This is a genomic window from Exiguobacterium sp. SH3S1 (assembly GCF_004337105.1).
GTDB lineage: Bacteria > Bacillota > Bacilli > Exiguobacteriales > Exiguobacteriaceae > Exiguobacterium > Exiguobacterium aurantiacum_A.
Window position 1 is genome coordinate 1 of sequence record NZ_SJUW01000009.1, and the last position, 13,011, is coordinate 13,011.

Sequence of the window (13,011 nt, forward strand, 5' to 3'; positions counted from 1 at the left end):
TACAATAGTGAACGCAAGCAATGGAACCTAAAAAAAATGACTCCGGAGCAATACCGGAGCCATCTGATCGCCGCATAAAAGACGACGCACTTTTTATTAAACTGTCCGAAAAACAGGGCTCAGTTCAGACTGCTCGGCGCTTTTTTTCAAGAAAGGATGAACTATATGCCGACAATCCTCGTCGTAGAAGACGATGCCAAAATTGCCAGACTGCTTGAACTTGAACTGATGCACGCCGGCTATCAAGTCGAGGTCACCCACGACGGACGTAGCGGGCTTGAACGAGCGCTCGCCGGGGGGATCGACTTGATGCTTTTAGACGTGATGCTTCCACAAATGAGCGGGCTCGAGGTCGTCCGTCGGGTGAAGGAAGAACAACCGTTGCTTCCGGTCTTGATGGTGACGGCGCGGGGCGACCGGTACGATAAAGTGAGTGGGCTCGACCTTGGGGCGGATGATTACATCACAAAGCCGTTCGAGATGGAGGAACTGCTTGCCCGGATCCGTGCATTTTTGCGGATGCGCCAGCACGTCCATGTCGATGCGACTGAACGTGTTTTGTCCTATGAGGGACTCACGGTCGACGTTAACCGGCATGAGGTGACGTGCGAGGGACAGAAAGTCGAGTTGACTCGTCGTGAATTCGATTTGATCGTCTATTTGCTCGAGCATCCGGAACGCGTGCTCACGCGCGACCAACTCGTCGAGCACGTCTGGGGTTTCGACTATTATGGGGACACGAACGTCGTCGACGTCTACGTGCGTTACTTACGGAAGAAACTCGGAGGTTCTTGGATTCAGACGGTACGAGGCGTCGGCTACATGCTGAAGCGTGGTGAGTGAGTATGAAATTACGGACGAAGATCGCCCTCGCGATGGCCGGGTTCATGCTGTTTTTGCTCATCACGTCGTTCGGGGTCGCCTGGGTCGTCTCGCGTCAGCAAATTGTCGACGCCCGCTATGACGTGCTCCGTCAAGCGCTCAGTCTGCTCGAGGAGGATGAGCGGAACCGTCAGGCCGTGCTGTCACTGCATGAGGACAGTATCGTCCTCGAGCGGCAGAGCAATGGCGATTGGGGCATCATCGGCGGACGAGCGGCAGACGGTTTGAGTTTTCCCATCAATTTTGGAGAGCCGGCACTGATCGATGACTGGTTCGTCATCGCTACGTCGAACGGTCTCAGTTTTGCCTTTCAAGACGCGGCGGTAAGTGAGACGTTACAGACGCTCGCGACGATCTTCCTCATCATTTTCCTGATCGCGGTGGCGATGACGTTCGTCGGCAGTTTATGGATCGTGCGCCAAGGACTCGATCCGCTCCGGCGGCTCGAGATGACGATGGGCCGGATCACGGAGTCGGGGACGCTCGAGACGATTGACGTCGGTCCGAATCAAGATGAGGTGTCGACGCTCGCGACCGGATTCAATCAGATGATTGCCCGTGTCGAAGGGTCGATGGAGCAACAACGCCGTTTCGTCGCGGATGTTTCACATGAACTCAAAACCCCGCTCACCGTCATCGAAGGGTACGCCAAGTTGCTCAGACGTTGGGGTCAACATGACCCCGTCGTGCGCGACGAGGCGATCGACCATATTTTGACCGAGTCGAGACAGATGCGGGAGGACTTGATTGAACCGATGCTCGAACTGAGTCGCTTCGCTGCTTTAGAGGACATCGAAGTCGAACAGATCGATTTGAGCGACCTCGCGCTCCAACTCGAGGAACGATTCGAACGGTCGCACGGAAACCACGTCCCGATCGAAGCGGCAGGGAGTTGGACGGGACATCGCGACTCGTTGCAACGATTGATTGTCATCTTCATCGATAACAGCTTGAAGTACGCGACCGACACGAGCGTGACGATGACACCAAATCGGATTGAGGTGCGCGACCATGGGACGACTCTGACCGAGGAGGCGCGTGCGCGGTTGTTCGACCGGTTCTATCGGCTTGATGAAGCGCGCGACCGGAGCGGCAGCGGTCTCGGGCTGGCCATCGCCAAAGAAGTCGCCGATTTGAACGGCTGGAAGGTTGGAAGTTACGCGAACGCGCCGGACGGGAGCGTATTCTTCGTCACGAAATGAGGAAAGTTTCTCAGGCACTCATCATTTTCTAATGAAATCCTCGTGGTGCTCTAACGTCAACGTTCTATGATGAAGGTGTAGAGACGGAACAGCACATGGAACGAGGAGGAAACATCATGAAATTACTTGGGTGGATTTTAGGGGTCGGCCTGGCCGTACTCGCTGTCGCGGGGATCGGGTTGTATATCGCGAACGACAAGACGGATACGGTCATCATCCCACGCGCCATTGATAGTGCCAATAGTGGAACCGACGACGCGAAAGACGACGCTGCGAAGGAAGCTGCCGCTACTTCCGAATCGAACTCATCTTCAAGTGACGTGCCCGTCCGTTCGGTCGACGATGACGACTATGAACTATACGGGACGCTCGTCAGCTTGTCAGATCAGGACGTGACGATCAGCTTCAGCGGAAAAGAATCGACGTACCCACTTGCGGCACGCCACGAGATTGATGACGACACCCCGAAAGCCGGTGACCGTGTCAAACTCGAGTTCAATCAAAACAATGAAGTGAAAGAAGTCGACCGGGAGAGCGACGACTTCGATATTTACGGTAGTTTCGTCAGCCTCTCAGCTCGAGACGTCGTCATTGAGCGTGACGGGAAGCAAGTGACGTACCCACTCGCCGCGCGCTATGAAGTCGATGATGAGATGCCAACAGCCGGTGATCGCGTCAAACTTGAATTGAACATGCAAGAGCAAGTCAAAGAGATCGAACGTGATGATGACCGTGACAGCGCAGACGATAGCGTTGATAGTGACGACGGTCGTGATGACGACAATTGATGAACGAACGGGTGCCCGCTGGAGGCACCCGTTTTTGATTCGTAATATTTCTGCAAACATAATCGATTCGTATCTTATGATATGATGGAGAGGGAATTTATGTCGATATAACATAATACAGATAACGACGATGTAGGGAGAGGGGAGACGAGTGATGAGACTGAGTTGGACTGCCCTGCTCGCCCTCTGTTACCTCAGCGGCTGCGGGTCAAAAGAAGAAATGAACGCCCTCGCGTTACGCCCGCTCGAAGCATACGCGACGAATCAAGATGAGCAGGTTCGCGTTTTACCGGAAACAGAGAAGCGACTGCTGGCGTATTGTCGACAACAAACGACGGAACGGCTCCCGTCACGCCGGGGCGAGGTGGCTGAAGTGACGTTCCGTCATCCGCTTTATGCAGAGCTCGGTAGCCAGACGATTAAGTATTGGGTGAGCGGCGACGACCGTTATTTGTCTTGTGCGAACAGCCACGAACAAATCGAGCGGACGTTCCAAATCGAACCCGTCCACGAATTCGAATCGCTCGTCTCGAGTGAACTAGTCGAGGTCGACGTCGGAGAGACGGTCACGTTTTATCCGGAGCCTGATGTCGCAAAAATTGTCAACTTGTTCCGGATCAATCAAGCGCATGAAACAATCGTCCCGGGATCGACATTCCGCTATCAGACGCCGGACAGCGGTTCGTTGTACGTGACGTATGAGGTGATGCGGAACGGACGGACGCTCGACCGGACGATCGAACCGGGGCTGTTCGTATTCGAGAGCGGGAAGAATGACGGATACGCTTTCCTTACGAAGTTAGCGGATGGTAGGGTCGCGCTACAGATGGGTACGGAATCGTCATGGGCCCGCACCGTTCTTCCGAGCGCCTTCACCGGAAAGTATGTATATACCGATTCGACAACTGATGCGTTCACGCTCGATCATTCAAAACGCCAACTGTTGAAACGAGTCGTGCTTTCTGAACAGCCGATTGAAGACGTAAGCGACGTCACCTCGCTCACATTGTCTAAACAATATGACGCGGTCATCGAAGTGTGGGGCAGTGTCAGACGGCCGATGACCACGAAGCTGATGAGTTCATCCGCTCGTTCGGTGAAGACGAAACTCGCCACGTACGAAACGAATGGGGAGACGTCATATCTCGATGGGCCGAATACGCAAGAGCTGTTCAAACTACTGACGCATGTGACAGGCGGAACCAAGTCAGAAGCAGCCGTCCAACACGGGACACTCTCCTTGTACGAACACTTGCAAGAGCAACATTTCGAGGTTTGGGTCGAGCCTGGGAATCAACGTGTCCACCTCATCGACCTGACGACGAAACAAACGTACGCCATCGACCTGATGCGGCTCGAGGAATTGTTGAATCGATCGATTCGATATAATAGCTGAACTAGATGTATTACCCGCTTTATGACAAGATTATGTCATGAAGCGGTTTTTTGTCGTCAAATTGACACTATATTTTGCTGGAAAACTATCCTATAATTTTTTTTGCGAAGGTTCAACATTACATACATGAATCCGATACATCTATAAAACACACAGCACTAACCTTCTCGTCATCAAATTATGAAGAAAAGGGGGAACGGAGAGACACATCTCAATTCAACCATCATTGTCCGTCACCAAGTTTTGTCAGTCATCAGGAGAGGAATAGGTATTGAAATTGAAAAAGTTTATTATGTCTCTAACGGTAGTGTTGTTAATTGTTAGTCTGAACATGTCAAAAACGGGGGCGCAAACGATGAACCCACTCGACGGTGTGAAGAACTATCAAGTGTATTATGGTCACCCGACCGAAACGATCATCAAAGATATGCAAAACTATGATCTCGTCATCATCGAGCCGCTTCATTATACAAAAGCTCAAGTTGAACAGATCAAGTCACGCGGTACGAAAGTACTCGGTTATATTAGTGTCATGGAAGTCGCGACGTGGAACACCGGTCTCATGTCAAAACTTCAGTCAGGTGATTTCTTCACGCGTAACGGACAACGTGTCCACTACCCGGAATGGGATTCTTACTTGACGAACATCGCTTCACCGCACTTCCAAGGGCTCTTGCTCACGGAAATCCAAAACCAAGTCATCGCTAAAGGGATCGATGGCGTGTTCATGGATACGGTCGGCGATATCGACAACGAACATTTGAACAACCCGACCGTGCTCAAGCAGCAACGTGACGGTCTCGTCAACTTCTTGAAAGAAGCGCGTGCCCGTTACGGCAGCATCGCTATGGTCCAAAACTGGGGCTTTGACACACTCGAAACGTCGACAGCACCTTACGTCGATGGCATCATGTGGGAGAGCTTCAACGCTGACACGATCAAAAGCGACGCCTGGTCACAAAACATGATCAAAAAACTTCAAGCAGTCGACACGAAACATTCGGTCAAAACGCTCACGATCTCGACGCGTCAAAGTGCGGAAAGCCACAAACTTGCCGCTGACTCGAAGTTTATCCACTTCCACGAAGCAGACGCTTACGTGAACTGGAACGCAGGTCTTGTGACACGGACGAAAGACACTGCACCAACTCCGGCACCTGTCGTAGTAGCACCGACGACAGAGACGTCAACAGCAACAAAACCGGAAGCGACGAAGCCAGCGACGGAAACGTCGACTGCGCCAAAACCGGAAGCGACGAAGCCAGCGACGGAAACGTCGACTGCGCCAAAACCGGAAGCGACGAAGCCAGTAACGGAAACGTCAACAGCAACAAAACCGGAAGCGACGAAGCCAGCGACGGAAACGTCGACTGCGCCAAAACCGGAAGCGACGAAGCCAGCGACAGAAACGTCGACTGCGCCAAAACCGGAAGCGACGAAGCCAGTAACGGAAACGTCGACTGCGCCAAAACCGACGACAGCGCCGACGAAGCCTGCTACATCGACGAGCACGACAACGAAACCAGTCGAGCAAAAAGATTCGAAGCAAGCTGAGCCAAAGCAGAAAACAAAAAAAGAACTGAAAAAAGAGAAAAAGAAAGCGAAGAAGCACGCGAAAAAACATGCTGCTAAGCATGCCAAGTTCGTAAAGCACGAAAAAGCTAAAGGCAACATGTGTGCAAAAGTAAAGCACAAGACAGCCGGCTTTTTGAACTTCTTCAAATTCTAATCTAGAAGGCAGATCAACCCCAAGGTGTCAAACTGGCCCTTGGGGTTTCGTCTGACCTCTTCAAAAACGGAAGTTGACCCTACCTTTCTAAGAGAAGTTGGGGTACAATGCTCGAGAGAGATTTAGAGAGGAGTGAAGCAAAATGGGAAAAGTACACGTTTATGATCACCCATTGATTCAGCACAAGATGACGATTATGCGCAAAGTAGAGACGGGGACGAAGCAGTTCCGTGAACTCGTAGAAGAGGTTTCTTCACTCATGGCATATGAAATTACACGCGACCTTCCGCTTACTGATGTGGAGATTGAGACACCGGTCTCGGTATCGACACAAAAGATGATTGCCGGCAAGAAATTGGGAATCGTCCCAATTTTACGGGCAGGCCTCGGCATGGTGGATGGCTTCCTCAAAATGATGCCGAACGTCAAAGTCGGTCACATCGGTCTTTACCGTGACCCGGAGACGCTCGAGCCGCACGAATACTATCTCAAGTTGCCGACAGATATTACCGAGCGTGACTTCATCGTCGTCGACCCGATGCTTGCGACCGGCGGATCTGCAGCTGATGCCATCGCAGCCCTCAAAAAACACGGCGCGAAGTCGATCAAACTCGCTTGTCTCTGCGCAGCACCAGAAGGCGTCGAACGCGTTCAAGCCGAGCACCCAGACGTTGAAATCTATCTCGCCGCACTCGACGAGAAGTTGAACGAACATGGCTACATCGTGCCAGGACTCGGTGATGCAGGTGACCGTTTGTTCGGAACAAAATAAGCAAGACGGAAGGAGGTTCCAGTCGGATCCTCCTTTTTTGTGCGCTCAATCTGTCAAAACCGATCCAAAATAGTTGAGAAAATCGAAGCAACAGCCGATAGTGAAGACAGAAGTGAATGTCATCTGTTGAAATGAGGAAGAGAACGACCATGAGGCCTAAACTGTCACTTTTGCAAGCCTACCTGTTGATTGCGTTATTAGCGCTGTTTTTGACGAGTCTATGGAGCTACAGCGCTTTCCAAAATATCGAGCGGCAGAACGAGCGTATCGTCGAAGAGGCGATCCCGATCGCGAACGCGGCGTCTGAACTGTTCGCGCTCCTGCTCGATCAAGAGTTATCGGTCCGTGGCTATACATATAATCAAGATATGTTGTCGCTCCGACAATATAATGAGACGAAGTATGCTCTTGCTGAGACGATTCAAGTCATCCACGAGCTTGACCACCGCCATCCGATTATGCAGGAAATCATTCAAGGAGAGGCGCTTCCGCTCATTAATGAGATGGAGATATTTTATGAGTCACAGCTTGACCTCGTCGGTGCGGGTAAAATTGTGGAAGCGAATTCGCGGCGCTATAGCGGGATCGATTACATCAATCAATTCCGAGACGTTGACGCCGACATCCGGGAAGACATCGACAAGATCATTCAAGAGGCGTCACAGCGAAGTGTCAGTGCCTCAAATTCGGCTACGTGGGTGATTGTCATCGTCGTCGCGATCGCCATCCTCTTGTTGCTCGCATTCGTGCACACGTTTCGGCTCGAGCGCAGCAAGCAGGCGCTGATTTATCGGTCGCTTCATGACGCCTTGACCGGCGTTTGGAATCGTCGTGCCTTCGATGAAAAGCTCGAGCGGCTTTGGGATGAGGCGGAAGAATCAGGTACGGACGTCGCGCTCCTCCTGCTCGATATCGATGCGTTCAAACTGTATAACGATACGTACGGTCATTTGGCGGGAGACGCCTGTCTCGAACGGGTCGCAAAAGCCGTGGATAAAGCGGTCGGGGAAAATGGGATGGTCGCCCGCTATGGCGGCGAGGAGTTCGCGGTGTTACTTCGGCCACACCATGCCCGTCAGTCAAAAGAAGTCGCGGAGCGGATTCGCCAAGCGGTTCTTAAGCTGAACATTCTGCACGAAGCGTATCAGCCGCTTCGTAAAGTGAGCGTCAGCATCGGCGTCGCAGAACACATCCCGGGACTGGACGTCGAGAAGTCTGATTTGATCGAGGCGGCTGACCGAGCGCTCTATCAGGCGAAGCAAAGCGGGCGCAACCGCGTTTCGATGGGGAAAGCGATGTAGGCCGTTCGATTCGAGGCGTCGAAAACGACGGAAGTGATCACCAAACGGACAGACAAAATCCCGCCCTTTTCGAGGGGCGGGATTTCTGTCTTTATTCTTCGATTAAACCTTCAGAGACGAGGAAATCACGAGCCACTTTCTCAGGACGTTGTTTTTCGACGTCGGCGAGGTAGTTCAACTCTTGCATGGTTTCATCCGTGATTTTTCCACTGAGTAAGTTCAATACGGTGGCGAGCTCAGGATGTTCTGTGAGCGTTTCTTCACTGACGATTGGTACGGCGTAGTAAGGCGGGAAAAACTTTTTATCGTCTTCAAGGACGACAAGTTCAAATCGCTTTAATAAACCGTCAGTCGAGAAGCTGTCGATGGCGTCACTCTCATCGTTCATAAGTGCCGTATAACGAAGTCCGCCATCAACGGGCTTCACGTCTTGGAAATTAAACGGATAAGCTTCTTTTAACCCGAGATAGCCGTCTTCCCGGTTCGAGAATTCGATCGTGGGACCGAAGATGAGCTCGTCACTCACTGCGGCGAGATCAGACACGGTAGTTAGATTATACTTGTCTACAGCTTCTTGTTTGACGGCGATAGCATACGTATTGTTGAAGCCGATTGGGTCGAGCGTACGAATGTCAAAACGTTCCTGGACCTGCGACTGGACTTTTTCGTAGACGACTTCTGGATCGTTCTCGACTTCTTGTTTTAAGACATCGACGTAGAGCGTGCCCGTGTACTCGATATACGTGTCAATCTCGCCGGTACGAAGCGCATTAAACGCAACTTGTGTGCCACCGAGATTGAGTTGACGTTTCACTTCGAGGTCGGTTTTGTCTTCAATTAAATCGGCGACCATATTGCCGAGAATTAGCTGTTCAGTATAGTTTTTCGAGCCGACGACAATCGTATCGTCTTCACGGGTGAAGGCGAAGATCGAAACGGCGAGAAGCACGATGAACGTTGTCGCAATTATGATGAGCGGTTTGTTCACGTTCTTTGCGGAACGATGCTTTTTTTTCTTCACGCGGCCGTCTGCAAGAACGATTCCGTTCGGGGCGACTTTATACTCAATACGACTGACGATGAAGTCGATCAAGAGCGCAAGTAGGCCGGCCGGAATCGCACCTGCTAGAATCTGGTTGTTGTCGACTGTCTGGATGCCTGCAAAGACAAGATACCCTAGACCGCCGGCTCCGACGAATGCCGAGATTGTCATGAGACCGACGGCTGTAACCGCTGAAATCCGAATCCCGGCCATGATAATCGGGAGTGCGAGCGGAAGTTGAATCTTGCTTAGGATTTGACGGTCAGTGAGACCGATTCCTTTAGCGGACTCGAGCGTGTCACCTGGAATACTCGACAAACCCGTGTACGTGTTCTTCACAATCGGGAGAAGTGAGTACAAGACGACCATGATGATGGCCGGGGTAGACCCGATCCCGATAAACGGAATGAGAAAACCGAGCAGGGCGAGACTCGGTACAGCCTGGACGACACTCGTCAGACCGAGAACCGGTTTAGCGAATCGCGGCATCCGTAAAATTAGAATACCGAGCGGTACGCCAATGATTACCGCAAGCGAGACGGCGAAGACGGTCAGTTGTAAGTGCTCAAAGAGCAATGTACCGATTTGGTCGGTGTTGCTCGCAAAGTAATTTAAAAATGATTGGATTGTATTCATAGCGTTTCCTCCTCTTGCATGAATTGCTCACTGAGGACGGAAAGCAAACTGCTGCGTGTGATGAGTCCATTTAGCGTCGCCCCGGTGACGACCGGAAGATAGCCTTGATCACTCGTGTTCATAACATCTAAAATGTCGAGCAATGAATCTTCGCTTGAGACGAAAGCATAGTTCACGTTCATGACTTCCTCGAGTCGTTTTGTCTTATCTTGGATCCCGTGGACGTCTTTCAATTTAATGAGACCTTGTAGAACCTGCTCCCGGTCTGTGATAAGCAAACTGTCGACTTTGCGTGAGCGCATGATTTCAATCGCCTGCAAGACAGTGCGTTTCCCGCTGATTGAGACTGGGTCGGTGATCATGATGTCTTTCGCTTTGATGAATTCAGGGCTGTTCCAAATCCGGTTTTTGCCAATGAATGATTCGACGTACGCATCTTTTGGATTACGAAGAATCTGTTCCGGTGTATCGAACTGGACGATTTCCCCGTCGCGCATGATACAAATACGATCAGCTAATTTGATCGCCTCATCCATATCGTGGGTGACGAACACAATCGTTTTCTTGACTTCCTCTTGCAGGTTGAACAGCTCTTCTTGGAGATCGCTACGTGTTACGGGGTCGAGGGCACTGAACGGCTCGTCCATCAAGATGACCTTGGGATCGTTCATGAGGGCGCGGACGAAACCGATGCGTTGTTGCTGACCACCGCTCAATTCACTCGGATAGCGATCGATGAACTGCTCGGGTTCGAGGCCGACCATTCGAAGCAGTTGCTCGGTTCGAGCGTCCATATCCTGTTCAGCTTGTCCTTCGAGGCTGGCAATCAGCTGGATATTCTCACGAATCGTCATGTGCGGGAATAGGCCCGTCTGTTGAATGACGTAGCCCATTTGGCGTCGTAGTTGAATCGGATCCATTTTCCGTGTGTCTTGACCGTCGACGATAATGGTTCCTTCCGTCGGCTCGACCAAGCGGTTAATCATTTTAAGCGACGTCGTTTTACCACAGCCGGAGGGGCCGATAAAGACGACGAGCTCTCCTTTGTTAATGGTGAGATTCATTTCCTTCAACACTGTTGTGTTTTTGAAGGACTTCATCACGTTTTTAAACTCAATCATGCATTCACCCTTTTCAATAATTATTTTTACATAACCTTATTTCCCCATTGTTGAAAGATTTTAAACGTTATTTCCAGAGAAAGTGTTTAACATTTTGTGAAACAGGGGAATATCCCTTGCGATTTAAACGGTGTTAAGAGCCAATCATAACACTTATAATGCGGGCGTCGGTTTATAAGTCGCGAAATTGATACATTTATTGATGGCACTTATATCTTGAACGTAGCCATTCCAACTGGTGCTAGCGTTGGGTTTTCAGCCGATGCGTGCTTGGGAATGGCGATGTGAGATTCATCACTGCAAAATTGTCGGAATCGCTCGACACGGCAAAAAGATAATCGGTATACTGATACAGGATAATGAAAACGATTTCAATACGAAATCAGCGTCCGTTTTAAAACCTTTTGTGAACGTGGGGCGGTTTACGTTGTATTTTCCAATACGCGGATGTATAACTGAACTATTCCTCATCTGATTCGGTTTGTGAAATATTATAAAGTCAACATTTTTATTTCACTGTTTTTTCACACTTATTTAAAATTTAGCGATTTTAATTTAGTTTGTGAAGTGCGTAAAAGCCTTGATATTACTCGGTTTAAAGCGCTTTTATAATTGTGAAATCAATTGACTTCTTATGCTATTTCCAGTACTCTGAACTTGTGTGACTTTTGATGGTCATGCGAGTGTAAATCGAAGAAGATGAAGTGCTGGCTGCCAGTTAGAAAGGGGGACTAGGATGACGAAAAAAGACAATCGTTACCTATCCTACGCCACGCTCGCCTCACAAATCTCGACCGCGCTCGCCGGACCGATCGTCATCGGTTATCTCGTCGGCCAATATGGAGCGAGACGTGAATTTTGGGGCACGTTTGGTTGGAATGTGTCGGTGTTTCTCGGAATGTTTATCGGGATCACCGCGCTCGTACTCACCCTTCGGAGTTTAATGACAGGAGAGGACGAATGAAGCTAGAACAAACGGAACTACAACAAGTGCAAGCAGACAGAAAAGCACAGCAAGAGTTGATGAAACGCTATACGAAGTGGTTTGTCGGATGGTTCGCCATTCTCCTCGTCGGAGCGCTCATCGTCCCTGTGTACAAACCGGTATTTCTCGGCTTGTTCCTGGGTGGGGTCGCCAGTCTGATCATTCTACATATGCAGAATCGCAGCGTCATTCGGATGTTTGACGTGATCGAACATGGGCGACGCCCGAAATCGCACGGGACTGTTTCAAGAATGGCAGTCGGTGCGTTAGCCGTGATAGTCGGTCTCTTCTATGAAGATCGAGTATCGCTGATTGCAGTGGTAACTGGTCTAATCGCCGGCCACATCATACAATTTGGCGAGTTCACACTTGCCCAGCTCAGCAGGAAAAGAGGTGAATACTAATGGGTCATGAGTTTCCCACATATTCTCTACAACTTGGAGACTATACGTTATATGGGAGCTGGACGAACGTCATTACGGTGCTAATCGCATCACTGCTCGTCTTTGCGTTCGCCGTTTGGGGAACACGACGCTTGGCCATGAAGCCGACAGGTAAGCAGAACTTGATGGAATTCTTCGCGGAATTCGTACGCGGGATTATCTCGAGTGCGATGGATTGGAAGACAGGAGGCCGCTTTATCGGGTTTGGGATGACGTTGATTTTGTTCATTCTGATTTCGAACTTGATGGGTCTGCCGTTCAACGTCATTTCCGGTCACTATCTATGGTTCAACTCACCGACGGCCGATCCTTACGTCACATTGGCATTGTCGACACTCGTCGTTGCAATGTCACACTATTACGGCGTGAAGCTACACGGTTTCAAGCACTATTCGGCGGAATTCGTGAAGCCGGTCTGGTTCTTATTGCCGATCAAGCTCATCGAGGAGTTCGCGAACACCTTGACGCTCGGTCTGCGTCTTTACGGTAACATCTTTGCCGGTGAAATCATGATTACCATCATCTTGGGACTCGCAATTACCGCACAAGGGGCACTTAACCCGCTTGGTGCTGTGTTCGCAATCCTGCCGATGATTTTATGGCAAGGTTTCTCAATCTTTATCGGGGTTATCCAATCCTACATTTTCCTGACGCTTGCAATGGTGTACATCGGGCATAAAGCTTCAGCCGAGCATTGATTCGGATAAGTTGGCC

At 50.5% G+C, this 13,011-nt stretch carries 12 protein-coding genes; 10 read left to right on the top strand and 2 right to left on the bottom strand.

The annotated features are described in order from the left end of the window. Positions 1 to 165: 165 nt before the first annotated feature. The 7 genes from EVJ26_RS10660 (at position 166) to EVJ26_RS10690 (ending at position 8,070) form a co-directional block, all read left to right on the top strand. Complete coding sequence (locus EVJ26_RS10660; RefSeq protein ID WP_070328189.1) at positions 166 to 843, top strand: response regulator transcription factor; 678 nt, start codon at positions 166 to 168, stop codon at positions 841 to 843. Between the two features lie 2 nt (positions 844 to 845). Further along, on the top strand, positions 846 to 2,084 hold the full coding sequence (locus tag EVJ26_RS10665) for a sensor histidine kinase (protein ID WP_131470396.1): 1,239 nt from the start codon (positions 846 to 848) through the stop codon (positions 2,082 to 2,084). Between the two features lie 116 nt (positions 2,085 to 2,200). Next, on the top strand, positions 2,201 to 2,872 hold the full coding sequence (locus tag EVJ26_RS10670; RefSeq protein ID WP_236634091.1) for a hypothetical protein: 672 nt from the start codon (positions 2,201 to 2,203) through the stop codon (positions 2,870 to 2,872). Between the two features lie 154 nt (positions 2,873 to 3,026). Continuing rightward, positions 3,027 to 4,268, top strand: a complete 1,242-nt coding sequence (locus EVJ26_RS10675; RefSeq protein WP_131470398.1) for a hypothetical protein — start codon at positions 3,027 to 3,029, stop codon at positions 4,266 to 4,268. 355 nt (positions 4,269 to 4,623) lie between these two features. Further along, complete coding sequence (locus tag EVJ26_RS10680) at positions 4,624 to 5,997, top strand: glycoside hydrolase family 191 protein (RefSeq protein ID WP_161567618.1); 1,374 nt, start codon at positions 4,624 to 4,626, stop codon at positions 5,995 to 5,997. A gap of 142 nt (positions 5,998 to 6,139) precedes the next feature. Beyond that, complete coding sequence (upp, locus tag EVJ26_RS10685) at positions 6,140 to 6,769, top strand: uracil phosphoribosyltransferase (RefSeq protein WP_035386536.1); 630 nt, start codon at positions 6,140 to 6,142, stop codon at positions 6,767 to 6,769. A 149-nt stretch (positions 6,770 to 6,918) separates the two neighbouring features. Further along, entirely contained in the window at positions 6,919 to 8,070 is a 1,152-nt protein-coding gene (locus EVJ26_RS10690; RefSeq protein WP_236634090.1) for a GGDEF domain-containing protein, read from the top strand. Between the two features lie 91 nt (positions 8,071 to 8,161). Here the strand turns inward: EVJ26_RS10690 and EVJ26_RS10695 are convergent, their stop codons facing one another. Both EVJ26_RS10695 and EVJ26_RS10700 read right to left on the bottom strand, forming a co-directional pair. After that, positions 8,162 to 9,748 carry an ABC transporter permease/substrate-binding protein gene (locus EVJ26_RS10695; RefSeq protein ID WP_131457710.1) on the bottom strand — a complete coding sequence of 529 codons (1,587 nt, stop codon included), beginning with the start codon at positions 9,746 to 9,748 and terminating at the stop codon, positions 8,162 to 8,164. After that, a complete protein-coding gene (locus tag EVJ26_RS10700) occupies positions 9,745 to 10,869 on the bottom strand; it encodes an ABC transporter ATP-binding protein (protein WP_131457709.1) in 1,125 nt (374 codons plus the stop codon). Before EVJ26_RS10700 ends, EVJ26_RS10695 begins: the two co-directional genes overlap by 4 nt. Positions 10,870 to 11,605: 736 nt before the next feature. Between EVJ26_RS10700 and EVJ26_RS10705 the strand changes: the two genes are divergently transcribed. The 3 genes from EVJ26_RS10705 to atpB are packed head-to-tail and all read left to right on the top strand — an operon-like array spanning position 11,606 to position 12,995. Then, entirely contained in the window at positions 11,606 to 11,833 is a 228-nt protein-coding gene (locus EVJ26_RS10705; RefSeq protein WP_131457708.1) for a hypothetical protein, read from the top strand. After that, positions 11,830 to 12,258, top strand: a complete 429-nt coding sequence (locus EVJ26_RS10710; RefSeq protein WP_070328179.1) for an ATP synthase subunit I — start codon at positions 11,830 to 11,832, stop codon at positions 12,256 to 12,258. The genes EVJ26_RS10705 and EVJ26_RS10710 overlap by 4 nt, the downstream gene beginning before the upstream one ends. Continuing rightward, positions 12,258 to 12,995 carry a F0F1 ATP synthase subunit A gene (gene atpB, locus EVJ26_RS10715; RefSeq protein ID WP_016510243.1) on the top strand — a complete coding sequence of 246 codons (738 nt, stop codon included), beginning with the start codon at positions 12,258 to 12,260 and terminating at the stop codon, positions 12,993 to 12,995. The genes EVJ26_RS10710 and atpB overlap by 1 nt, the downstream gene beginning before the upstream one ends. Positions 12,996 to 13,011: the final 16 nt, after the last annotated feature.

Excerpts from the sequence above, each read along its gene's own strand:
- EVJ26_RS10660 (WP_070328189.1), top strand. The coding sequence starts at position 166 with ATGCCGACAATCCTCGTCGTAGAAGACGATGCCAAAATTGCCAGACTG.
- EVJ26_RS10665 (WP_131470396.1), top strand. The coding sequence starts at position 846 with ATGAAATTACGGACGAAGATCGCCCTCGCGATGGCCGGGTTCATGCTG.
- EVJ26_RS10670 (WP_236634091.1), top strand. The coding sequence starts at position 2,201 with ATGAAATTACTTGGGTGGATTTTAGGGGTCGGCCTGGCCGTACTCGCT.
- EVJ26_RS10675 (WP_131470398.1), top strand. The coding sequence starts at position 3,027 with ATGAGACTGAGTTGGACTGCCCTGCTCGCCCTCTGTTACCTCAGCGGC.
- EVJ26_RS10680 (WP_161567618.1), top strand. The coding sequence starts at position 4,624 with ATGAACCCACTCGACGGTGTGAAGAACTATCAAGTGTATTATGGTCAC.
- upp (WP_035386536.1), top strand. The coding sequence starts at position 6,140 with ATGGGAAAAGTACACGTTTATGATCACCCATTGATTCAGCACAAGATG.
- EVJ26_RS10690 (WP_236634090.1), top strand. The coding sequence starts at position 6,919 with ATGAGGCCTAAACTGTCACTTTTGCAAGCCTACCTGTTGATTGCGTTA.
- EVJ26_RS10695 (WP_131457710.1), bottom strand. The coding sequence starts at position 9,748 with ATGAATACAATCCAATCATTTTTAAATTACTTTGCGAGCAACACCGAC.
- EVJ26_RS10700 (WP_131457709.1), bottom strand. The coding sequence starts at position 10,869 with ATGATTGAGTTTAAAAACGTGATGAAGTCCTTCAAAAACACAACAGTG.
- EVJ26_RS10705 (WP_131457708.1), top strand. The coding sequence starts at position 11,606 with ATGACGAAAAAAGACAATCGTTACCTATCCTACGCCACGCTCGCCTCA.
- EVJ26_RS10710 (WP_070328179.1), top strand. The coding sequence starts at position 11,830 with ATGAAGCTAGAACAAACGGAACTACAACAAGTGCAAGCAGACAGAAAA.
- atpB (WP_016510243.1), top strand. The coding sequence starts at position 12,258 with ATGGGTCATGAGTTTCCCACATATTCTCTACAACTTGGAGACTATACG.